The following is a 21345-nucleotide window of genomic DNA, read 5'->3' as shown; positions in this document are numbered from 1 at the left end:
GGCACCCCTGCCTGTCACTCGTACCGGAGTGCCTCGATCGGGTTCTGCCGTGCGGCTCGTCGTGCCGGCAAGGTGCCAGCCAGGAACGCGATGAACATCACGACGAGGATGATCGTGGCGACCGAACTCGGCGCGAACTGCATGATCTGCAGGCCCGGCAGGTCCTTGAGCACCGTGCCGGCGAGGACGTTCGAGATGCCCGTGCCGAGCAGGATCGCGACACCGGCCCCGATCGCGCTGCCGAGGAACCCGATGAACACCGCCTCGAGCGAGAACAGGGTGTACACCTTGCCGCCGCCCATGCCCATGGCCTTCATCAGGCCGATCTCGCGGGTGCGCTCCTGCACGCTCATGAGCAGCGTGTTGATGATGCCGAAGCCCGCCGCCACCAGGGCGATGACGGCGAAGGCGTTCAGGACCCCGACGATGCCGCTGATCACGGTCTGGAACTGGCCGAGCTGGTCCTGGATGGTCTGGCCGAGGAACCCGTCGTCGGCCAGGGACTCCTTGACCGTGGTGACGGAGGCGTCGGAGTCGAGCGTCGCGGTGGCGCTGGCGTAGGACGTCGCGATCGAGTCGGGCTTGCCGATCTCCTGCGCGGCCTGCATGGCGTCGGTCAGCGCGGCGTTCGCTCCGGCTCCGCTGCCGAACAGCGACTCGTTCTGCACGCCCACGACGGTGGCGGTGAGCGTGTGCTCCTTGCCCTGGTAGTCGTCGACGGCGATCGTGAGTTCCTTGCCGACGGCGGCGGAGGCGCTGCCGAGACCCATGTTCTTCAGGTAGTCGGTCGGCAGCATCACCTGGTTGGCGTCGGTCTCGTCGTCGAGCTGCCTGCCGCTCGCCAGGTCGGCGTCGAGCTCGCCGGCGTTGGCCGTGAGCGAGACGACGTACTTGCCGTGGTCGCCGTACTCGGCGTACTTCGGGGCGAGGGCGACCGCGGGGCGGAGGCTCGTGATGCCGTCGGTCTTCTCGATCGCGTCGACGTCGGACTGCGACAGGTACGAGAACGACGCCGGGCCGCGGTCGACGCTCTGACCGGACGCCTTGGGGTCGTACTCCGCCGGGCCGCTGTCGGTCGAGGTGGAGTCTACGGCCTTCGTGACGACCAGGGTGCCGTCGTCACCGATCGAGGAGACCTGGCTGTCGATGTAGTTGCTGACGCCCGTGCCGATGGCCGAGGTGAGCGTGATCGTGAAGGCGCCGATGAAGATCGCGATGACGGTCAGGGTCGTGCGCAGCTTCGAGCGGAAGGTGTTCGCGACCGCGGTGCGGAGCAGGTCGAGGAAGTTCATGCGGAGTGCCTTCCGTGCGTGGCCTGCTGGTCGACGGCGGCGCCGGCCGTGGGCACGCCGTCCGATCCGCCGACGATGAGTCCGTCACGGACGTTGACGCTGCGGTCGCAGCGTGCGGCGAGCTCTTCGTCGTGCGTGACCACGACGAGCGTGATCCCCCGCTCGCGCTGCAGCCCGAACAGCATGTCCTCGACCACCTGTCCGGTGTTCGTGTCGAGGTTGCCGGTCGGCTCGTCGGCGAAGATCACGCTCGGCTCGCCGACCAGCGCCCGGGCGATGACCACGCGCTGCTTCTGGCCGCCGGACAGGTCGTTGGCGTCGTTCTTCGCCTTGTCGGCCAGCCCGAGCGCATCGAGCGCCGCCATCCCCCGGCGCTTCCGCTCGGCTCCGGAGACACCGGCGATCTTGAGCGGGAGCACGACGTTGTCGAGCACCGAGGTCTTCGGCGTCAGGAAGAACTGCTGGAACACGAACCCGAAGGTGCTGTTCCGGGTGCGGTTGACCTGCCGCGCTCCGAGCGTCGCCGCGTCGGTGCCGTCGAGCAGCACCTGTCCGGCCGACGGCTTGTCGAGCAGCGCGAGCAGGTGCATCAGCGTCGACTTGCCGGAGCCGGACTTGCCGACGATCGCCAGACTCTCGCCCTGGTGCACCGCCAGCGACACCCCCTTGAGCGCGTCGAACCGCGTCGCACCGCGGCCGTAGGTCCTGGCGAGGTCACGGGCCTCGAGCACGGGAGTGGTCATGGGTTCACCGTAGTGTCCGGTGCACGACTGCAAGTTTGCGTTTGCTGTAGATCATGTGACGTTCCGGTTACAGTCAGGCCATGCCCGACTCCGCGACGCCGTCAGAACTCGGTCTCCGTGACCGCAAGCGCATCGAGACCCGCAACCGCATCGCCGAGGCGGCTCGGTCCCTGGCCCTCGAGCAGGGCGTCGACGGCACCACGATCGAGCAGATCGCCGCGCGGGCCGACGTCTCCCCGCGGACGTTCTTCAACTACTTCGAGAGCAAGGAGGACGCGGTCCTCGGGCACACCGAGCTCGACCTCGAACCCGCGACCCTCGAGGCGCACCTGGCGGCCGTCTCGGGGGAGCCGGCGGCGCAGGCCGTCGTGGACCTGGCGTTCCTGGTGTTCGGGTCGTCGTTCGGCGACGAGCACGAGCGGCTCGAGCGCAAGGCCGTGATCGTGCGGTTCCCGCAGTTGATGCGTCGGCAGGTCTCGCGGATGACCACGGTCGCCGAGGCGATGACCGGCGCCGTGCGCACGATCCTCGAACGCGACCCGGCCTGGGGCCCGGAAGCCGCGACCCCGCAGGCGGCCGAGATGCTCCTCGGCATGTGCATGACGGGGCTGCGCAGTGCCGCTCGGCACGAGGGGTCCGAACCGGAACAGGTGCGGGCCGCGGTGGTCGCGTCGATCCGTGACACGGCTGCGCGCATCGCCGCGGCCTGAGACGCGACCACGAACGGACGGGAGGCCCGTGGCGGCGCCGCCACGCGCCTCCCGTCCGTCAGGCGGGTGCGTCGAGAACGGTCAGGGCTTCGTGATGAAGCCCTCCTTGACCATCCAGTCGAAGGCGACGTCGGCCGGCTCACGCCCCTCGACGTCGACCTGGCGGTTGAGTTCCTGCAGCACGGCGTCCGTGAGCTTCGGCGAGATCTGGTCGTAGATCCCCTCGAGCTGCGGGTACTCCTCGAGCGTCTTCGAGTCGATGACGGGCGCGACGTTGTACGCCGGGAAGAACCCCTTGTCGTCATCGAGCACCGTCAGCCCGAGCGACTTGATGCGGCCGTCGGTGGTGAAGACCTCACCGAAGTTGCACTTCCCGCGGTCGGTGGCCGTGTAGACCGTGCCGGTGTCGAGGATGCTCACGTTGCTGCTCGGCACCCCGTTCGACCCCGAACCGCCGAGCTCCAGACCGTACTTCTTGAGCATCGGCTTGAAGCCGTCGGCACGTGAGTTGAACTCCGACTCCACGCAGAACGTGCGCTGGTCGACCGGCAGCTTGGTGATGTCGGAGAGCGTCTTGACGTCGCCGAGCTCCTTGACGGCCTCGTTGCGGACGGCGAAGGCATACGTGTTGTTCATCGGCGCCGGCTCGAGCCAGGTCAGTCCGTTGCCGGCGTCCTCCTTCTTGACCGCCGTCCACTGCTCGGTCTTGTCCGGGATCCCCTTCGTGTGACCCATGAAGGTCAGCCAAGCGGTACCGGTGTACTCGTACGTGAAGTCGGCCGCGTGCGAGGTCATCAGCTCACGGACCGCGACGCTGCCGGGCACGTTCGTCTCGTCGGTGACGTCGAACCCGGCGGCCTTGGCGGCGAGCACGGCGATCTTGCCGAGCACGAGCTGCTCGGTGAAGTTCTTCGACGTCACGGTGATGTGTGCGTCGGCCGGCAGGTCGTCGATGCGCTGGATGGAGCCGGCACCGGCCTCGGGCACGAACGAGGTTGCGGGCTGCAGGCCGCAGCCGGACAGGACGAGGGCGGTGGCACCGGCGACGAACGCGGCGGCTCCGACCCGGGTGCGGGTGCGGCGGGTCATCGGAGTCCCTTCGGTCGTGCGACCGTCTCGACCACGCGGCCGAGCCAGTCGATGGAGAGGGCGAGCAGGGCGACGAGCAGGGCCCCGGCGACGAGCACCTTCGGCAGGAACAGCGTCACGCCCGTCGTGATGAGCAGCCCGAGTCCGCCAGCACCGACGAAGGTGGCCAGGCTCGCCGTGCCCACGAGCAGCACGAGGGCGGTCCGGATGCCCGAGAGCATCACGGGCACCGCGAGTGGCAGTTCGACGCGCATCAATACGCTGAAGGCGCTCATGCCCATGCCGCGACCGGCCTCGACCAGTCGGTCGTCGACGCTCTGCACGCCGATCATGGTGTTCCGGAGCACCGGCAGGATCGCGTAGAGCACGAGCGCGATCACGGCGGACGAGCTGTTCAGACCGAGCCAGGCGGCGAGCAGCACGATGAGGCCGACGGCCGGGGCCGCCTGCCCGAAGTTCGCGACGGCGAGCACGTACGGGCTCGCCCGGCGCAGCGGCCCGCGGGTGAGCACGACGCCCAGCGGGATGCCGATCACGAGCACCAGGACCGTCGACTGCAGCGTCAGCACGAGGTGCTGGCCGGTCAGGGCCAGGATGTCCGCCGGGTTGAGCGTCGTGCGCTCCGTCGGGGTCAGGTCCGCCGTCGCGAGCCACACCGCGAATCCGGCCAGGACGACCAGGATCGCGATCGGCTGGAACAGCAGGCCCTTCCACGAGGTGGGTGCACCGGTGGCGGGGCCGGCAGCGGCGACTGCGCTCACAGGTCTTCTCCGGTGGGCATGGCCGACACCGGTGACGACGGCATGGTCTCGATCGGGTTCGTGTTCGTGCCGACCGGCGTGTAGGCCTGGTCGCCGGCGGCGGTCGCGCGCGAGCGGGTGATCGCCTCCATCACGGTCTCGACGGTGATGACCCCGCGGAACGCGTCACGACGGCCGGTGACGAGGGCAGCGCCGGCGCTCGAGACGAGCATGGTGTCGAGCGCGTCGTTGAGGGTCGCTGCCTCGCCCACGACGGGCAGGCCGGGCTCGACGCCGTCGGGGATGCGGTCGAGGCGCTCGAGCTGGCGGCGGGACGGCCACCCGATCGGACGCTGGCGGAGGTCGACGACGACGGCGTGCTGGTGCCCGCCGGCCTCGTTCATGCGCTGCAGCACGGCCTTGACCTCTTCGCCGGGCGAGCACGTCACGGCCGACTCGACCTCGACGTCGCGCACGCGGTTCAGTGTGAGCTGCTTCAGGCCTGCACCGGAGCCGATGAAGTTCTCGACGAACTCGTTCGCCGGCTCGGCCAGGATCCGCTCCGGGGTGTCGTACTGCACGATGTGCGCACCCTCGGTGAAGATGACGATCCAGTCGCCGAGCTTCACGGCCTCGTCGAAGTCGTGCGTGACGATGACGATCGTCTTGTGCAGCTCTTCCTGGATGCGCAGGAGCTCGTCCTGCAGGCGCTGGCGGGTGATCGGGTCGACCGCACCGAACGGCTCGTCCATGAGCAGCACGGGCGGGTCAGCCGCGAGCGCCCGGGCCACGCCGACGCGCTGCTGCTGCCCACCGGAGAGTTCGCGGGGGAACCGGTCGCGGTAGGTGTCGGGGTCGAGCGAGACCAGGTCGAGCAGCTCGTCGACGCGCGCCGCGATCTTCTCCTTCGACCAGCCGAGCATCTTCGGCACGATCGCGATGTTCGCCGCGACGGTCATGTGCGGGAAGAGTCCACCGGCCTGGATCACGTAGCCCATGCGGCGGCGGAGTTCGTCGCCGTCGATGCCGGTGACGTCGTCGTCGCCGACGACGATCCGGCCCTGGGTGGGTTCGATCAGGCGGTTGATCATCTTGAGCGTCGTCGTCTTGCCACAGCCGGACGGGCCGACGAGCATGACGATCTTGCCGGCCGGGATCTCGAGCGTGATGCCGTCGACGGCGGGCTTCGACTGCCCGGGGTACCGCTTGGTGACCTCGTCGAGCAGGATGCTGCGCCCGGTGACGTCCCCGTCGGGCGCGGTGGTGGTGGCGGAGTCAGTGCTGGACACGGATACCTCTCGAGATGGTCAGGCGGCCGAGGCCGATGAGGAGCAGGTCGAGGACGAGGGCGAGCAGGACGACGCCGACCACCCCGACCACGACGGAGAACAGGGCGTTGGCGCCGCCGAGGCGGGACAGCCCGGAGAAGATGAAGCCGCCGAGCCCGGGGCCGAGCGCGTACGCGGCGATGGCGGCGATGCCCATCACCATCTGCGCGGAGACGCGGACGCCGCTCAGGATGATCGGCCACGCCATCGGCAGTTCGATCTGCAGCAGGGTGCGGAACCGGCTCATGCCGATGCCGCGCGCCGACTCGACGACGGTGGGCGGGATCTCGGCCAGGCCGACGACCGCGTTGCGCAGGATCGGCAGCGCGGCGAAGAAGACGACCGTCACGACCGACGGCAGGACGCCGAAGCCGAGCGGGACGATGAGCAGGCCGATGACGGCGAACGACGGCAGGGTGAGACCGATGGCCGACACCCCGTTCGCGAACGCGGTCAAGCGCGGGCTGCGGTAGACGAGTGTGGCGAGCACCACGGCGATGACCGTGGCGAGCACCGTGCACTGGACGACCAGTGAGAAGTGCTGCCACGATGCGAACCAGATCTGGCTCCATCGCTCCACGACGTACTGGAACACGGGTGGGCGCTCCCCTTCCGGTCGGCTGAACTGCCCACAGATCGGGGCACGAGCTCGGCCAAAGCTACGCAGCAGCTGGACCGGTTGCACAACGCACATCGGCGCACACGGTCGTTTCCCTCACATCTGCTGGGAGAACAACCCCTGGTCAGAGCACGGACTGCACGGCAACCCTGGGAGAACGGTAACGATCGGTCTGCGGGCTCGGCTACGCGTCGAGGTCGCGCAACCCCGCTCGCTCCGCGATGTCGACGAGCTGCTCGCGCCAGCGAACCCATTCCTCCGGCGACTTGTCGGCCAGGTTGCCGTCACCGTCGCCGGCCAGGCCGTCGAGCATCTCGCGCACGATGTCGGCGTGACCCGCGTGCCGCGCGGTCTCGTACGCCATGTGCACCAGGATCCGGTGCAGGGTGACGTCCCGGTGCCCCTCCGGCCACCACGGCACGGTCCCGGCGGCGCTCAGGTCGAGCGCCTCGATCGTGGCGTCGGCGTGGGCGGCACTCCGGTGGTGGAAGGCCACGATGTCGGCCATGGTCTCGTCGAGCGAGGCGTACATGTCCTCGCCACCCTCCGACTCGAGCCAGGCGGGCTGGTCCGGCAACGGCCGCCCGAACACCTCGCCGAAGTAGCGGGCCTGCACCCCGGCGACGTGCTTCACGAGCCCGAGGACGTTCGTGCCCGTGGGCGTCACGGGCCAGCGGGCCTGCCGCTCCGCCAGCCCGTCGAGCTTGGCCAGCAGGGCCGCACGGTGCTTCTGCAGGTACCGGTGCAGCGTCCGCTTCACCGCGGTGTCGGCGGCCGCGCCGTCCGCGGCCGTCGCGCCGTCGGCGTTCCGCGAGGACCCTTCGTCCGACAGCAGGGCGTTGCCGCTCGCCGCCAGCGTGCTGGTGCTCGCCGGGTGCACCTCGGGGATCGCTTCGACGTCGCTCATGCCCCCGATCGTGCCACCCGGAGCTCCTGCAGGCGCGTCGACTCCTGCACGGCGACCCGTTCGGCCGTCAGCAGCAGCCCGGCGACCTCGGAACCGGTGCGTGTCGGTGCGTCGTTCCAGCTCGTCAGGTCGCGAACCCGCCCCATCCGGATGTCCGGGGCGGGGCACCACAGCACGGGCTCGCCCTCCTCGCGGGCGAGGGCGTGCCACACGACGTCGAGCGCGTGCTGCACCCGGGGCGCGTGGACCGCGTGCGGTCCGCCGGCGGCGGACACGACCGCGCCGACCAGGCATGCGCCGACGAGCGGCCTGCCCTGCACGTCCATCGCGGCGGCACTGGAGGCCGTGCGCTCGCGGCCGTGCTCGTCGAGGTAGGCGAACCAGGCGTGCTGGACCCACCCGCGTTCGACGACCGCGCGTGCGTCGGAGAGCAGGTGGACGAGTTCGCCGAGTTCGCGTACCCGGTCGTCGACCCGTCGCGCGCGGGCGTCGGCGCGGCGGTCCGAGATGCGGTCGAGCAGACCGCGGAGACCGTGTCGCTCGGGTCGGACGGGGGCGGGGGAGGCGTCGGTGGCGACGTCGTGCTGGACGCGGAGCTCGAGGGTCATGATGGCCCCTCCGATCGGCTGTGCACGGATGGTGCGGTCACGATAGCCCCGCGAGGACTCAGTCGTCCAGCACCGCGTCGATGCTCCGTTGCGCGACGCTCCGGAAGGCGCGTTCGTCGGCGGTCGCCAGCGCGGACGCGAGCGCGACCGCCCACCCCCGGGCGCGCAGCCAGGTGGTGTCCGAGGCTGCGACGTGTGCCCGGAACGCGTGACGTCCCGGCCGGTCCAGCGTCAGCCAGGCGGTGGCGAGGTCGACGGCGGGGTCGCCCGCGGTGACGTCCCCGAAGTCGATCACGGCCGACAGGCGGTCGACACCGTCCGACGGGTCGACGAGCAGGTTGAAGGGGTGCAGGTCGCCGTGCACCCAGACGGGAGGCCCGGCGTGCGCGGGCACGGCGGCTGCGGTCCGCCACAGCGTGGCCAGCTCTCCGGCCCGGTGCACGCCGTGCTCGTCGAGTCGCGTCAGCACGGCGTCGCTCCGCGACGCGAGCGGCACCGCACGGAACGGGTTCGCCGGGGCGTCGTCCGGGGCCGGGACGTGCAGGAGCCCGACGAACGCGGCGAGCGCCTCGGCGACGGGGACCCCGGCCACCCGTTCGCCGATCGCCGTGCCGGGCAGCCACGGCACGATGCTCCACGACCACGGGTACCCGAGGGCCGGGTGCCCGGTGCGGACGGGAGCCGGCACCGGGACGACCGATCCGACCCGGGCGGCGATGTCGGGCAACCAGCGCTGTTCGTGTTCGACGAGGCGTGCGGCCAGCTCCCGACGGGGGACCCGGACGGCCAGGTCGTCGCCCAGGCGCAGCACGACGTTGTCCCAGCCGTTCGCGACGACCTCGAGCGGGAGCCCGGCCAGGTCGGGGTGCTGGTCGCGCAACAGGGACCGGACGAGCGGGACGTCGACATCGACCTCGGCAGCGGGTGTGGGCACGGCGTCAGGCTAGTGGGCCGCCGGACACACGCCCGCGAACTGGGGCCGGTGGCGCGACACCCTCCTCGGTAGTCTCGGAGGCGAGGTGACGTGGGTGTTTCCCTGGGGGGACCCGCGTCACTCCGGAGCGATGAGCGCGACGAGCCGCGGGATCTCCGGACGCAGCCGTTCGGTGACGAACGCGTCCAGCAGGACCGTCCAGAGTTGTCGCAGTCGAATCACCACGCGGCCGACGAGCGACGTCGCGCGTGGTCAGCGAACACTGCCGCCGGGTGCACCGGCCGCATTCGGCAGGCGTTCGGCCGGGTGCCCTACGGTCGGTCGCCATGGACGGATGGCGGAACCCTGCGCGCTGGGCACGGACGGGGCGGTGGCTGCTGCTGCCGATCGCGGTGCTGGACTGGGTCGCGCTCGCGCCGCAGACCATCGTGGTGCTGGCGTTCCTGATCGCCGTCGTCGGGCTCGCCGGCATGGCTGCGGCCCTCGTGGTGCACATGCTCCGACGGTCGCGCGGGGCGATGGCCGGCCTCGGGGTCGTGCTGCTGCTCGGTGGCCTCGTCGTGTTCGGGCTCGATCCGTTCCCGGGCTCGTTCCCGCTCATCGAGTCGTGGTGGCCGGAGTCGATCACACAGCCGCAGCACGTCGGCAGCGCGTACTGGCAGCTGGCCGGCCTGGGCATCGAGCTCGCCGGGTTCGCCTTGCTCGCCACGCTGCTCGTGGTCGCGCTGACCGCCACTCCGCGCCCGCGGCAGGACCGCTTCCGCTCCTGACCCACCCCGGGCAGCGCGCCGCACCGGTCCGACGTGTCGCGCTCAGTGCCGCGTGAGCACCACCAGCGTGACGTCGACCGCGGCGTCCGTGGGGACCGCCGTGCGCACCCGTTCGACCGCCGTGGCCCCGTCCGGGGCGGAGCGCACCAGCGCAGCGAGGTCGTCCAGGTGCCGGAGCCCGTCCAACGTCAGGACCCCCTGCGTGCAGATCGCCAGCCGGTCGCCGGGTTCCAGGTCGAGCGCGCCGGGCGACCGGGGGATCGACTCCGGCTGCAGCCCGAGCGGCAGGTCGAGCGGGTGCAGGACGCGAGCCGGTCCGTCGGCGGGGACGAGCACCGCGAGGCCGTGCCCGGCGTCGCCGAAGTCGACGTGACCCGACGTCGGGTCGAGCCGCAGGTGGAAGAGCGAGCCGACGGCGTCCGCAGCCGACAGGTCGGCGGTGACCTGCGCCTCCAGGCCGACGATCGCGTCCGACACGGCCGAACCGGTCCGTGCCGCCACGGCACCCCGGACCGTCGCGGCGAGCAGGCCAGACGCCGGTCCGGCGGCGCTCACGCGGCCGACGGTGACGTGCAGGGCGCCGTCCGGGGCGATGCGCCAGTCGGCGACGTCACCCCCGCCCTCGTCGTGCTGGGCGACCACCACGTCGAGGTCGTACCCGGGGATCTCCACCGGGTCCGGCACCAGTCCGTCGAGCACCCGGCGCACCCGCCCGCGGTCGATGGCGATGCCGAGCTCCCGCTCCGCCCACCGCGCCAGGTCCCGCAGCAGGGCGACGTCCTCGTCCGAGAACGACCGCGGAACCGCGTCCATGATGCACAGGGTGCCCACACGGGTGCCGTCGACCATGGTCAGCGGTGCACCCGCGTAGAACCGGATGCCGTGCTCCGCCACCGCCGCCGTTCCGGCGAACCGGGCGTCGAGCGACGCGTCCGGGATCACCATGGGTTCCGGGGTCAGCACCGTCGACGCGCAGAACTGCTCGCTGGCGGGGACGCTCGATCCCTGGTGCCAGCCGAAGGTCGACTGCGTGGTGACGAGGTCGTGGTGGACGAGGTTGAGGAAGGTCAACGGGACGTCGAACGCCTCGTGGGCCATGCGGGTGATGCGGTCGAAGCGCTCCTCGGGTCCTGATCCCAAGATGGCGAGCGCCTCGATCACCGCGGTGCGCTTGTCCGCACCGTCGAGATGGTTGGTCACCCGGCCTGTCTACGCCCATCGTCCGACAGGAACCAGTCCCTCGGGTGGGGGTCGGCGGTCAGGGCGCGTCGCTCGGACACCGGGGCAGCCCAGGCCGCCGCATTGGACAACACGCGCTGGATGTCGGGGTGGTGGTAGACGGGGTACTCCTGGTCGCCGGGCGAGAAGTAGAAGACCTTGCCGAGGCCCCGGCGGTACGCGACGCCGGAGCGGAAGACCTCGCCGCCCGCGAAGGTCGACAGGAAGACCTCCTCGTCGGGGCGGGGGATGTCGAAGTACTCGCCGTACATCTCCTGCCGGTCGATGACGATCGGGTGCGGCACGCCGGCCGCGATCGGGTGCTCGGGCGCGATGGTCCAGACGAGTTCGCGCTCGCCGTCGTTCCGCCACTTCAGCGAGCAGGTCGTGCCCATCAGGCGCTTGAACGGCTTGGAGTAGTGGCCGGAGTGCAACACCACCAGGCCCATGCCGGCGTGCACGGCGTCGACGACCAGGTCGACGACGGCGTCGCTCACCTCGTCGTGGGCGGCGTGCCCCCACCAGAACAGCACGTCCGTGGTGGCCAGGCGTTCGGCGGTGATGCCGTGGTCGGGTTCCTGCAGGGTGGCGGTGGAGACGTCGGCCCCGGGCTGCTGCTGTCGGAGCGCCTCGGCGATCACGGTGTGCATGCCGTCGGGGTAGTGCCCGATGACCGTCGCGTCACCGCGGGTCTCGTGCACGTTCTCGTTCCAGACGACGATGTTCAGGGGACGGTTCTCGGTCGGCGCTGACATGTCGCCCACGCTACCCGTGATCGGATCGCGCAGGCTCTGGCGTTTTCTGATCGTTTGACCTACCTTCAGATCACATCCGCGCAGGGCGTCGGTGCCAGGGGGCATCGATCACCGTCCGCGCCGAGGACAGGGGCTCGTCCGATGCAGCACCGCACCATCACCACCGTCGCACTCGCGGCGGCACTCGCACTCGCCGTACCGACCACCGCGTGGGCATCACCCTCCGGTCACCACTCGAAACGGACCGCGACCACCTCGACCGTGACCTACACGGCGAGCGACGCGGTCATCCCGAACCCCTCGCGCGGGTTCGATCACACCACCGAGACGCACTACCGCGCCGACGGCACCGGGTACACGCCGCTCGACGCCGCGACGCTCCGGAGCTACCGGGCCGAGGGCGTCACGCAGGTCGTCCGGGTGTTCTACATGGAGGCATTCGTCCAGCAGCGGCAACTCAGCCCGGCCTGGCTCGCGCTCGTGCAGCACGACTACGACACCGCACGCGCAGCCGGCGTGGGTGTGATCACCCGGTTCGCGTACGTCCAGGGTGGCTCGTACCCGTACTCGGCGCCCTACGGTGACGCCGATCTGCCGACCGTCCTCGCGCACATCGAGCAACTCACCCCGACGCTCCGCCGGAACGCCGACGTCATCCCGACCCTGCAGGGGGGATTCATCGGGCTCTGGGGCGAGGGCTACTACACCGACCACTTCGCCAGCGACCCGGCGAACCCGGGCGTGCTGACCGAGGCCGACAAGGACGCCCGACGGCAGGTGCTCCAGGCCGAGCTCGCGGCCCTGCCGTCGAGCCGCTCGGTCCAGGTCCGGACGATGCAGATGAAGCAGGACGCGCTCCGCACCCCGTCCGGCACGGCCGGGGCACTCACCCCGGCGCAGGCGCACGACGGGTCGGCAGCGTCGCGCATCGGGCACCACAACGACTGCTTCCTCGCCTCGCCGGACGACTTCGGCACGTTCCTGAGCAACCCGCTGTCGCTCGACCAGGACTACCTGGCGGCGGAGTCGCGGTACGTCCCGGTCGGTGGTGAGACCTGCGCCGTGAACGCGCCGCGGTCCGAGTACCCGTCCGCCTCGGCCGAGATGGCGAAGTACCACTACAGCTACCTCAACCTCGACTACAACAAGGACGTCCTGGCGACCTGGGGCGCGGACGGCATGACCGACGCCGCGAAGAAGCTCGGCTACCGCTTCACGATGACGTCGAGTACCGCCACCTCGGGCGCGAATCCGTCGGTGGCGGTGTCGATCCGGAACGACGGCTGGGCGGCGCCGTACAACAGCCGCCCGGTGCAGCTCGTCCTGACCGACGGCGACCGCCGGGTGACCGTGCCGGTGGACGCCGACGCGTCGTCCTGGCAGCCGGGGCAGAGCGTGACCGTCCGGTCGTCGCTCGCCGACGTGCCGGACGGGCGCTGGAGCGTCGCACTCGCCCTGCCCGCGCCGGAGGCCTCGGTGGCGGCGGACCCTGCGTTCGCGATCCAGACGGCGAACACCGGCACGTGGGACGCGAGCACGGGCGTGAACCGCCTCGGTCAGACGGTCGTCGTCCAGCACTGAGCGGACGTGCAGCGCGCCCCGGGTCGGACGGCCCGGGGCGTTCTGCTGTCTGTCAACCGGGTCCGCCACCATGGAGGCCATGACTCCGCGCTCCCTGTTCCGCGCCGCCGCGGTCGCCGAACTCGTGACATGGACCCTGCTCATCCTCGGGATGGTGCTCAAGTACGGCCTGGACGCCGGCGACTGGGGCGTCCGGATCGGCGGTGGGGTGCACGGCTTCGTGTTCCTGGCGTACCTGGTGGTCACGACGGTCGTCGCGGTGAACCAGCGGTGGTCGCTCGGGGCGCTCGTGCTCGGCTGGGCCAGTGCCGTCGTGCCGTACGCCACGGTGCCGTTCGAGGTCGCGGTCGCCCGCCGCGGCATGCTCGAGGGCTCCTGGCGCCGCTCGCCGGACGCCCACTCGGGCTTCTGGGACCGCCTGCTGTTCTTCGTGGTGCGTCGGCCCGCCGTGGCCGCGGGCATCGGGGTCGTGGCCGTCGCCCTCGTCTTCACCGGGCTGCTCGCCGCCGGGCCGCCCGTCCCGTCCCGCGGCTGACCCCCCGCGCGTCACCCGGGTCCCCTCGCGCCCACTTCGTGTGCAGGAATGGTCGGGTTCGTGGTGCGGACCCGACCATTCCTGCTCACCGAACGCGGCCGCGGACGCGACCACGGACGGACGGGAGGCCCGGTGCCAGCTGGCACCGGGCCTCCCGTCCGTGGGCTGGTCGCTGCTACAGCGCTGCCAGCGCCGCGTTCAACGTGGCGGACGGACGCATGACCGCGCTCGTCTTGGCGTCGTCGGGGCGGTAGTAGCCGCCGATGTCCGCCGGGTGCCCCTGCACCGAGACGAGCTCGTCGACGATGGTGTGCTCCTGCTCACCGAGCTTCGCCGCGAGTTCCGCGAACGACGCAGCGAGCTCGGTGTCCTGGGTCTGCGCCGCGAGCTCTTCAGCCCAGTACTTCGCCAGGTAGAAGTGGCTGCCGCGGTTGTCGATCGAACCGAGCTTCCGGCCCGGGGACTTGTCCTGCTCGAGGAACGTCCCGGTGGCACGGTCGAGGGTCTCGCCCAGGATCTTCGCCCGCTCGTTGCCCGTCACGTCGGCGAGGTGCTCGAGGCTGACCGCCAGTGCGAGGAACTCGCCCAGGCTGTCCCAGCGCAGGTAGTTCTGCTGCACGAGCTGCTGCACGTGCTTCGGCGCGGAACCACCGGCACCGGTCTCGAACAGGCCACCACCGCCGAGCAGCGGGACGACGGAGAGCATCTTCGCCGAGGTGCCGAGCTCCATGATCGGGAACAGGTCGGTCAGGTAGTCGCGCAGGACGTTGCCGGTGACCGAGATGGTGTCCTCGCCGCGGCGGATGCGCTCGAGCGAGAAGCGCATGGCGTCCTCGGGCGCGAGGATCTCGATCTGCAGGCCGTCGGTGTCGTGCTCGCCGAGGTACTTCCGGACGAGCCCGATGAGGTTCGCGTCGTGCGCGCGGGTCTCGTCGAGCCAGAACACGGCCGGCGTCGCGGAGGCACGGGCACGGGTGACGGCGAGCTTCACCCAGTCGCGGATGGCGACGTCCTTGGTCTGGCAGGCGCGCCAGATGTCACCGGGCTCGACGTCGTGCTCGATGACGACGTCGCCCGAGGCGGTCGTGACACGGACGACGCCGGCGCCGGGGAGCTCGAACGTCTTGTCGTGCGAGCCGTACTCCTCGGCCTTCTGCGCCATCAGGCCGACGTTGGGCACGGAGCCCATCGTCGACGGGTCGAAGGCACCGTGGGCGCGGCAGTCGTCGAGCACGGCCTGGTAGATGCCGGCGTAGCTCGAGTCGGGGATGACGGCGAGGGTGTCGTGCTCGTCGCCGTCCGGGCCCCACATGTGGCCCGAGGTGCGGATCATCGCGGGCATCGAGGCGTCGACGATGACGTCGCTCGGCACGTGCAGGTTCGTGATGCCCTTGTCCGAGTCGACCATGGCGAGCTCGGGGCCGTCGGCGATGCCCTGCTTGAAGGCACGCTCGATCTCGGCGCCGTTCGGCAGGGCACCGAGGCCGGCGAGGATCGAGCCGAGGCCGTCGTTCGGGGTCAGGCCCGCGGCGGCCAGGTCGGCGCCGTAGCGCTCGAAGACCGACGGGAAGAACGCCTTGATGACGTGCCCGAAGATGATCGGGTCCGAGATCTTCATCATCGTGGCCTTGAGGTGCACGGAGAACAGGACGTCCTCGGCGGCGGCGCGCTCGATCTGCGCCCGCAGGAACGTCTCGAGGGCGGCCACGTGCAGCACGGTGCCGTCGACGACCTCGCCCTGCAGCACGGGGATCGACTGCTTGAGGACCTGCTCGGTGCCGTCCTCGGCCACGAAGGTGATCGTCAGGACGTCGTCGGCGGGGGCGATCCACGACTTCTCGTTCGACCGGAAGTCGTCGACGCCCATGGTGCTGACGTTCGTCTTGGAGTCACGCGACCAGGCGCCCATGCGGTGCGGGTGCTTGCGGGCGTAGTTCTTGACCGACAGGGGTGCGCGCCGGTCGGAGTTGCCCTCGCGCAGCACCGGGTTGACGGCGCTGCCCTGGACGCGGCCGTAGCGGGCGCGGACGTCGCGCTGCTCGTCGGTCGTGGCCTCGTCCGGGTAGTCGGGCAGGTCGTAGCCCTGTGCCTGCAGTTCCTTGATCGCGACCTTGAGCTGGGGGATCGACGCCGAGATGTTCGGCAGCTTGATGATGTTCGCCTCGGGGGTCTTCGCCAGGTCGCCGAGCTCGGCGAGGGCGTCGTCCAGGCGCTGCTCGTCGGTGAGCCGCTCCGGGAACTGGGCGATGATCCGGCCGGCGAGCGAGATGTCGCGGGTCTCGACGTCGACACCCGCGGTGCCGGCGAAGGCCTGGATGACCGGGAGGAAGGAGTGGGTGGCGAGGAACGGCGCCTCGTCCGTGAGGGTGTAGATGATCTTGGCCATGCTGGCGGGTACTCCCTTGTTCGACCGTCGGTACGTCCACGGTACTCGTGGCGCAGGATGTCTCGACATCAAGATACATGGCCCCCGCGTCCGCGCGGCAGATGCTCGGCCGACACCCTGGAGGCGCACTGTCGACACATAGGAACGGTGCGTGGACTGGTCTCCCGCAGCACCAGAGCGAGGGAGAGCGCGCATGACCACCACACGGCAGACCCCGGACGACTTCGGCTGGACCGCGGAGGACCTGCGGTCCGCCTACGCCTCGGACGGCAGCGGGCCCTACCGGTACGCGCCGGACGGCTCCGGCCCGTTCTCGTACGACCCGGACGGCTCCGGGCCCTGGCTCGTCGGCCCCGAACCCCGACGGAGCGCCGGGCGGTTCGCACCGCGCCAGCGAGGCAGCCGGTCGCGGCTGCGGCGGGTCGGGACGGCCTGCACCGCCGGTGCGCTGGCGCTCGTGCTCGCCGTCGGCAGCGTCTCCGTCGTCGCGCACGCCACTCCTCCACACCCGTCGGTGCAGGCGAGCGCCGTCCACGGTTCCGGACCCGACGGAGCCTGAGCCTCAGTCGCCGATCGAGACGCGGAACACCCGGACGCCGGCGGCACGGAGCCCGGCGAGCCCGAGCCGCATGCGCAGGGGCCGGAACGGCCGGCGGAACCCGGACGACGCCGACGCCGCATCGATCTGGTGCAGGACCTCGGACGTCAGGGTGCGCTCGAGCTTCGGTGCGAGCCGCGTCACCCCGGACACGGTGACGACGATGCGGACGGCGTGCGGCGCGAGCATCGGCGCGATGAGCTCGGCGGCCGCCTGCGCCCGGTGGAACGCGGGGTCGTCACCCGGACGGCGGATGGCGATGACGGCCAGCGCCGCGTCCCACGTCTCCTCGGGGTCCGGCAGGTCGTCGACCCCGATGACCCGCATCCGCGCGGCGTCGATCCCGGCACGCACGGCCGCAGCCCGGAGCACGGGCAGGAGTTCCTGGGTACCGGCCAGCACGACGTCGGCCGACGCCAGGTCGACCGTTCCGTACCGCTCACGCGGCGATCGGGCCATGGTGCGGGTCCTTCCGTCGCTTTCCCCTGACCGTATCGATGCGCATGGCCCGGGGGACGCTCGAGGCCGTGGTGATCAGGGGCCTCCCAGCACACTCGGTAACGAAAAGATCACGAAAGGGCCTGTACAAAGCGACAGAGTCGTGCAGAATGGTGGGCGGCCATGACGACTGCACCCGAACTCGACCAGCACCCGGAGACCCCGGTGGTGCACCTGTCCCGTCGCGCCGCCCTCGAGGCCGAGCGCGCAGCAGCCCGCGGACCGCACCGTCGCAGCAAGACCGCCCCGGTCGCGAAGGCCGCCAGGTCCGAGAAGCCGGCCAAGGCAGCGAAGGCCGTCAAGCCGGCGAAGGCCGCGAAGCCGGCCAAGGTGCCGAAGGCCGCGAAGGTCACCACGCCCGTGCAGGCCGTCGTCCTCGCGTCCTCGGCCACCGAGCCGGCCGGCCGCCGCTCCGCAGCCGCACGCGCCACCACCGAGCACGTCGACGACCGCATCCAGCGCGTCGTCCGCCGCCCGGCACCCAAGGTGACCCGCGTCGCCAGCGCACCCCCGGCCTCCCGGTCGGCCCGTGCCGGACGCATCACGCTCACCAGCGCCGCGGCCGCCATCGCGATGTTCGCCGCATCGGCCATGCCCGCCCACGCGAGCGCCGGGACCTCGATGGCCACCTCGACCATCGCGCCCGTCGTGCGCACCCAGGACTACGCCGTGACCCAGGCGGTCACGGCCGCCGGGTTCGACCGTGACGGGTTCACCGTCGGCGGCGGCTCGACGGTCTCCACGAAGACCGCTGGTTCGGCCGACACCGCGGCGACCGCGGGCGGCGCCGTGTCGTTCGGCGGCGCGGTCCGCTCGCCGTTCCCCGGCCCGGTGCAGATGAGCTCCGGCTTCGGGTACCGCTCGGCACCGTGCGGCGCGTGCTCGTCGCTGCACCAGGGCCTCGACTTCACCCCGGGCATGGGCACGCCGATCGGCGCCGTCGCCGCGGGCAAGGTCCGGGTCTCTGGCACCTACTTCTCGTACGGCAACGCGGTCATCATCGACCACGTGGTCGACGGCCGTCAGGTCTCCACGCTCTACGGTCACATGATCCCCGGCTCCTCGCCGCTCAAGGTCGGCGACACCGTCGCTGCCGGTCAGTTCATCGGGCTCGTCGGGTCCTCCGGCGTCTCGACCGGTGCGCACCTGCACCTCGAGGTCCTGATGGACGGCGTCACGCCGATCGACCCGAAGGCGTGGCTCGAGGCCCGCATCGGCCGCTCGCTCACCCTGTAGGGACCGCGCGCCACAGCGTCCGAACCCGTCGCGACGCGGGATCCACAGCCGCTGTCGAGCGACAGCACGGTGATGTCCCAGTCGGCCTGTGCAGACTCACAGGCATGGACGATCCCCACAGACCGCCCGCCCGTCGTCGATCCGAGGCGGCTGCCCGCTGATGGGCGCTGACACCTGGATCGCCTTCGGGCTCGTCATCCTCTTCGTGCTCGTCGGCGGGGTCTTCGCGGCCGCCGAGATCGCACTCGTCTCCCTCCGCGAATCCCAGCTGCAGCAGCTCGAACGCCGCGGCCCCCGCGGGATGCGGGTCGCCGAGCTCGGCCGTGACCCGAACCGCTTCCTGTCCGCCGTGCAGATCGGCGTGACCGTCGCCGGGTTCTTCTCCGCCGCGTACGGTGCGTCCTCGATCGCACCCGACGTCGCGCCGCTGTTCCAGGGGCTCGGCCTCGAGCAGGGCACGGCCGAAGCCGTCGCGCTCGTGCTGATGACCCTCGTCATCGCCTACCTGTCGCTCGTGTTCGGCGAGCTCGTGCCGAAGCGCCTCGCCCTGCAGCGTGCCGAGGGCTTCTCGATGGCCGTCGCCCCGACACTGGAGCGCTTCGCCGTGCTGATGCGGCCGGTGATCTGGCTGCTCTCGAAGTCCACCGACACCGTCGTGCGACTGCTCGGTGGCGACCCGGACGCCCGCAGCGAGTCGATGAGCACCGAGGAGCTCCGCGGGCTGGTCGACGAGCACACCGGCGTCGACGAGCAGGGACGCCGGATCGCCCGCAGCGCCCTGGACGCCGGTGACCGCATCCTGCGCGAGTCGATGCGCCCCTGGTACGACGTCTCGACGCTGGACGCCGGTCTCTCCGTCGCCGAGGCCACCGACCGGGCCATCGCGGCGGGGCACACTCGGTACCTCGTGACCTCCGGCGGGCGCGACGAGGTCGAGGGCTTCGTGCACCTCCGTGACCTGCTGCGTCCGGTCGACCCCGCGGCCCCGGTCGCCACGCTCGTCCGGCCGGTGCTCGCCCTGCCGGAGACGAAGTCGCTGTCGAGTGCGATCGCGGACATGCGCACCGACGGCCACCAGATCGCCCTGGTGGTCGACGAGTACGGCGGCAGCGCCGGCATGGTCACGCTCGAGGCGCTGCTCGAGGACCTCGTCGGCCGCATCCGCGACGAGTGGGACTCCACCGAGTACGACGAGTCGGTGCTCGCGCACGACGGCGTCGACGGAGCCACGGTGCTCGAGGACCTGGCTGCGGACGGCGGCCCGGTCCTGCCGGACGGCGACTACGAGACCGTGGGAGGGCTCGTGCAGGTGCAGCTGGACCGCGTCCCCGAGGTCGGTGACGTCGTCCTGGCTGGCGGCCACCGCCTCGAGGTGACCTCCATGGACGGTCACCGCGTCGCGCGGGTGCGCATCGGGTCCGACGCCGCGCCCTGACCGCGCCCCCCAGCGGAGGAAGCCCGTGGCGGCAGGCGGTCGCAACACCCCGCGGGACGCCGGCGAGCGGTCACAGGCCGTCGTCTGCGGCGCCACCAGCCGACAGGTCGCGACCAGACGGCGGGCGGCACGCGACGTGTCGCGACCGGTCGGGCACGGCCGGTCACGCAACGGAACGCGACCAGACGGCGTACGGGAGGCGCGTGGCGGGGCCGCCCCGCGCCTCCCGTCCGCTCCGGGCGGTCGCAACACCCCGCCAGACGCCGACGCGCGGTCACAGGCCGTCGCCTGCGGCGCCACCAGCCGACAGGTTGCGACGGGACGGCGCACGGCACGCGACGTGTCGCGACCCATCAGAGACGGCCGGCGGCCCCGCCGCGGCCCTCCCGCTTGCCGGATGCACGGCACGGGCACGTACGCTCGTCGCATGGGTATCGACGTGCGCAACGAGATCCGCGACTTCCTGTCCTCCAGGCGGGCGCGGCTCACCCCCGAGCAGGTCGGCATGCCGTCGTTCGGCGGCGGGGTCCGACGCGTGCCCGGGCTGCGTCGGCACGAGGTCGCCATGCTCGCCGGCGTCAGCGTCGACTACTACACACGGCTCGAACGCGGCTCGCTCAAGGGCGTCTCGGACAGCGTCCTCGAGGGCCTGGCGAGCGCCCTGCAGCTCGACGAGGACGAGCGTGCGCACCTGTGGGACCTCACGCGCCTGGCGAACTCCGGCGCGAAGGTCATGCACCGGAACGTGCCGACCCGCGTGCGCCCGGGAGTGCAGCGACTGCTCGACGCGATCACCGGTGCGCCGGCCTGGGTGCGGAACGAGCGCGGGGACGTCGTCGCGACGAACGAGCTCGGCCGTGCGCTCTACGCACCGATGTTCGCCGGCCCCGGACGCCCGGTGAACACCGCACGCTTCACGTTCCTCGACCCGGCCGCCCGCGACTTCTTCCCGGACTGGGCGCAGACCGCGAAGGACGCCGTGGCCGTGCTCCGGACCGCCGCCGTGTCGAACCCCTGCGAGCCGGGGCTCATCACGCTCGTCGGCGAGCTCTCCACCCGGAGCGAGGAGTTCCGCGGCTGGTGGGCCGCCCACGACGTCCGGATGCAGCGCACCGGCAAGAAGCGCATCGACCACCCGATCGTGGGGGAGCTGCGGCTGTCCTACGAGGCGCTCGACCTGGTCGCCGACCCCGGCCTGACGCTGTTCTCGTACTCGGCCGAACCGGGCAGCGAGTCCGAGCGATCGCTCGCGCTGCTCGGCAGCTGGGCCGCGACGGAGCGCGCCGAGCAGTACGCGGCCCTGCGCGAGTCGGCGTCCGAGTCCGAGTCGGTCGACTGACCCGGCCGGCGGACGGGCGCGAGC

The 21345-nt window shown here is 71.4% G+C and carries 21 protein-coding genes; 8 read left to right on the top strand and 13 right to left on the bottom strand.

What is annotated here, in order from left to right:
- Nucleotides 1-14: 14 nt before the first annotated feature.
- A complete protein-coding gene (locus Q9R26_RS04810) occupies nucleotides 15-1292 on the bottom strand; it encodes an ABC transporter permease (RefSeq protein WP_311226683.1) in 1278 nt (425 codons plus the stop codon).
- Entirely contained in the window at nucleotides 1289-2035 is a 747-nt protein-coding gene (locus Q9R26_RS04805) for an ABC transporter ATP-binding protein (protein ID WP_311226682.1), read from the bottom strand. Before Q9R26_RS04805 ends, Q9R26_RS04810 begins: the two co-directional genes overlap by 4 nt.
- An 80-nt stretch (nucleotides 2036-2115) precedes the next feature.
- Between Q9R26_RS04805 and Q9R26_RS04800 the strand changes: the two genes are divergently transcribed.
- Complete coding sequence (locus tag Q9R26_RS04800; protein ID WP_311226681.1) at nucleotides 2116-2745, top strand: TetR/AcrR family transcriptional regulator; 630 nt, start codon at nucleotides 2116-2118, stop codon at nucleotides 2743-2745.
- 81 nt (nucleotides 2746-2826) lie between these two features.
- On the opposite strand, the gene Q9R26_RS04795 is transcribed toward Q9R26_RS04800, so the two are convergent.
- The 7 genes from Q9R26_RS04795 to Q9R26_RS04765 form a co-directional block, all read right to left on the bottom strand.
- On the bottom strand, nucleotides 2827-3834 hold the full coding sequence (locus tag Q9R26_RS04795) for a glycine betaine ABC transporter substrate-binding protein (RefSeq protein ID WP_311226680.1): 1008 nt from the start codon (nucleotides 3832-3834) through the stop codon (nucleotides 2827-2829).
- Complete coding sequence (locus tag Q9R26_RS04790) at nucleotides 3831-4595, bottom strand: ABC transporter permease (protein WP_311226679.1); 765 nt, start codon at nucleotides 4593-4595, stop codon at nucleotides 3831-3833. Before Q9R26_RS04790 ends, Q9R26_RS04795 begins: the two co-directional genes overlap by 4 nt.
- On the bottom strand, nucleotides 4592-5863 hold the full coding sequence (locus Q9R26_RS04785; protein WP_311226678.1) for an ATP-binding cassette domain-containing protein: 1272 nt from the start codon (nucleotides 5861-5863) through the stop codon (nucleotides 4592-4594). Before Q9R26_RS04785 ends, Q9R26_RS04790 begins: the two co-directional genes overlap by 4 nt.
- The gene (locus Q9R26_RS04780) at nucleotides 5850-6497 is read right to left on the bottom strand and encodes an ABC transporter permease (protein WP_182064456.1); all 648 of its coding nucleotides are present in this window, start codon (nucleotides 6495-6497) and stop codon (nucleotides 5850-5852) included. The genes Q9R26_RS04785 and Q9R26_RS04780 overlap by 14 nt, the downstream gene beginning before the upstream one ends.
- 208 nt (nucleotides 6498-6705) lie before the next feature.
- Nucleotides 6706-7428 carry a DinB family protein gene (locus Q9R26_RS04775; RefSeq protein ID WP_311226677.1) on the bottom strand — a complete coding sequence of 241 codons (723 nt, stop codon included), beginning with the start codon at nucleotides 7426-7428 and terminating at the stop codon, nucleotides 6706-6708.
- On the bottom strand, nucleotides 7425-8036 hold the full coding sequence (locus Q9R26_RS04770) for a hypothetical protein (RefSeq protein ID WP_209132432.1): 612 nt from the start codon (nucleotides 8034-8036) through the stop codon (nucleotides 7425-7427). Before Q9R26_RS04770 ends, Q9R26_RS04775 begins: the two co-directional genes overlap by 4 nt.
- Nucleotides 8037-8094: 58 nt before the next feature.
- Nucleotides 8095-8970, bottom strand: a complete 876-nt coding sequence (locus Q9R26_RS04765) for an aminoglycoside phosphotransferase family protein (protein WP_182064459.1) — start codon at nucleotides 8968-8970, stop codon at nucleotides 8095-8097.
- A gap of 326 nt (nucleotides 8971-9296) precedes the next feature.
- On the opposite strand from Q9R26_RS04765, the gene Q9R26_RS04760 reads away from it, so the two are divergent.
- A complete protein-coding gene (locus Q9R26_RS04760; protein WP_311226676.1) occupies nucleotides 9297-9740 on the top strand; it encodes a disulfide bond formation protein B in 444 nt (147 codons plus the stop codon).
- 42 nt (nucleotides 9741-9782) lie between these two features.
- On the opposite strand, the gene Q9R26_RS04755 is transcribed toward Q9R26_RS04760, so the two are convergent.
- Nucleotides 9783-10940, bottom strand: a complete 1158-nt coding sequence (locus Q9R26_RS04755) for a GAF domain-containing protein (protein WP_311226675.1) — start codon at nucleotides 10938-10940, stop codon at nucleotides 9783-9785.
- The gene (locus tag Q9R26_RS04750) at nucleotides 10937-11713 is read right to left on the bottom strand and encodes a ThuA domain-containing protein (protein ID WP_259362657.1); all 777 of its coding nucleotides are present in this window, start codon (nucleotides 11711-11713) and stop codon (nucleotides 10937-10939) included. The genes Q9R26_RS04755 and Q9R26_RS04750 overlap by 4 nt, the downstream gene beginning before the upstream one ends.
- 141 nt (nucleotides 11714-11854) lie before the next feature.
- Between Q9R26_RS04750 and Q9R26_RS04745 the strand changes: the two genes are divergently transcribed.
- The gene (locus tag Q9R26_RS04745) at nucleotides 11855-13294 is read left to right on the top strand and encodes a DUF4832 domain-containing protein (protein ID WP_311226674.1); all 1440 of its coding nucleotides are present in this window, start codon (nucleotides 11855-11857) and stop codon (nucleotides 13292-13294) included.
- A gap of 79 nt (nucleotides 13295-13373) precedes the next feature.
- Nucleotides 13374-13829, top strand: a complete 456-nt coding sequence (locus tag Q9R26_RS04740; RefSeq protein WP_182064463.1) for a DUF3817 domain-containing protein — start codon at nucleotides 13374-13376, stop codon at nucleotides 13827-13829.
- Between the two features lie 175 nt (nucleotides 13830-14004).
- On the opposite strand, the gene Q9R26_RS04735 is transcribed toward Q9R26_RS04740, so the two are convergent.
- Nucleotides 14005-16215, bottom strand: coding sequence for an NADP-dependent isocitrate dehydrogenase (locus tag Q9R26_RS04735; RefSeq protein WP_311226673.1), 2211 nt, complete (start codon nucleotides 16213-16215; stop codon nucleotides 14005-14007).
- Nucleotides 16216-16408: 193 nt separating this feature from the next.
- On the opposite strand from Q9R26_RS04735, the gene Q9R26_RS04730 reads away from it, so the two are divergent.
- On the top strand, nucleotides 16409-16774 hold the full coding sequence (locus Q9R26_RS04730) for a hypothetical protein (protein WP_311226672.1): 366 nt from the start codon (nucleotides 16409-16411) through the stop codon (nucleotides 16772-16774).
- A 3-nt stretch (nucleotides 16775-16777) separates the two neighbouring features.
- On the opposite strand, the gene Q9R26_RS04725 is transcribed toward Q9R26_RS04730, so the two are convergent.
- Nucleotides 16778-17272: a hypothetical protein gene (locus tag Q9R26_RS04725; protein ID WP_071406257.1), complete on the bottom strand. Its 495-nt coding sequence runs from the start codon at nucleotides 17270-17272 to the stop codon at nucleotides 16778-16780.
- Between the two features lie 162 nt (nucleotides 17273-17434).
- Here Q9R26_RS04725 and Q9R26_RS04720 point away from each other — a divergent pair, with 162 nt between their 5' ends.
- The 3 genes from Q9R26_RS04720 (at nucleotide 17435) to Q9R26_RS04710 (ending at nucleotide 21321) form a co-directional block, all read left to right on the top strand.
- The gene (locus Q9R26_RS04720; RefSeq protein ID WP_209132444.1) at nucleotides 17435-18547 is read left to right on the top strand and encodes a M23 family metallopeptidase; all 1113 of its coding nucleotides are present in this window, start codon (nucleotides 17435-17437) and stop codon (nucleotides 18545-18547) included.
- 160 nt (nucleotides 18548-18707) lie between these two features.
- Complete coding sequence (locus Q9R26_RS04715) at nucleotides 18708-19982, top strand: hemolysin family protein (RefSeq protein ID WP_182064467.1); 1275 nt, start codon at nucleotides 18708-18710, stop codon at nucleotides 19980-19982.
- A 427-nt stretch (nucleotides 19983-20409) separates the two neighbouring features.
- Nucleotides 20410-21321 carry a helix-turn-helix transcriptional regulator gene (locus Q9R26_RS04710; protein ID WP_182064468.1) on the top strand — a complete coding sequence of 304 codons (912 nt, stop codon included), beginning with the start codon at nucleotides 20410-20412 and terminating at the stop codon, nucleotides 21319-21321.
- Nucleotides 21322-21345: the final 24 nt, after the last annotated feature.

Origin of the sequence: Curtobacterium sp. BRB10 (genome assembly GCF_031844325.1) — a bacterium.
Taxonomy (GTDB): Bacteria; Actinomycetota; Actinomycetes; order Actinomycetales; family Microbacteriaceae; genus Curtobacterium; species Curtobacterium poinsettiae_A.
Note: the sequence above shows the minus strand (reverse complement) of the source record. Positions and strands in the feature narration are given on the sequence as shown.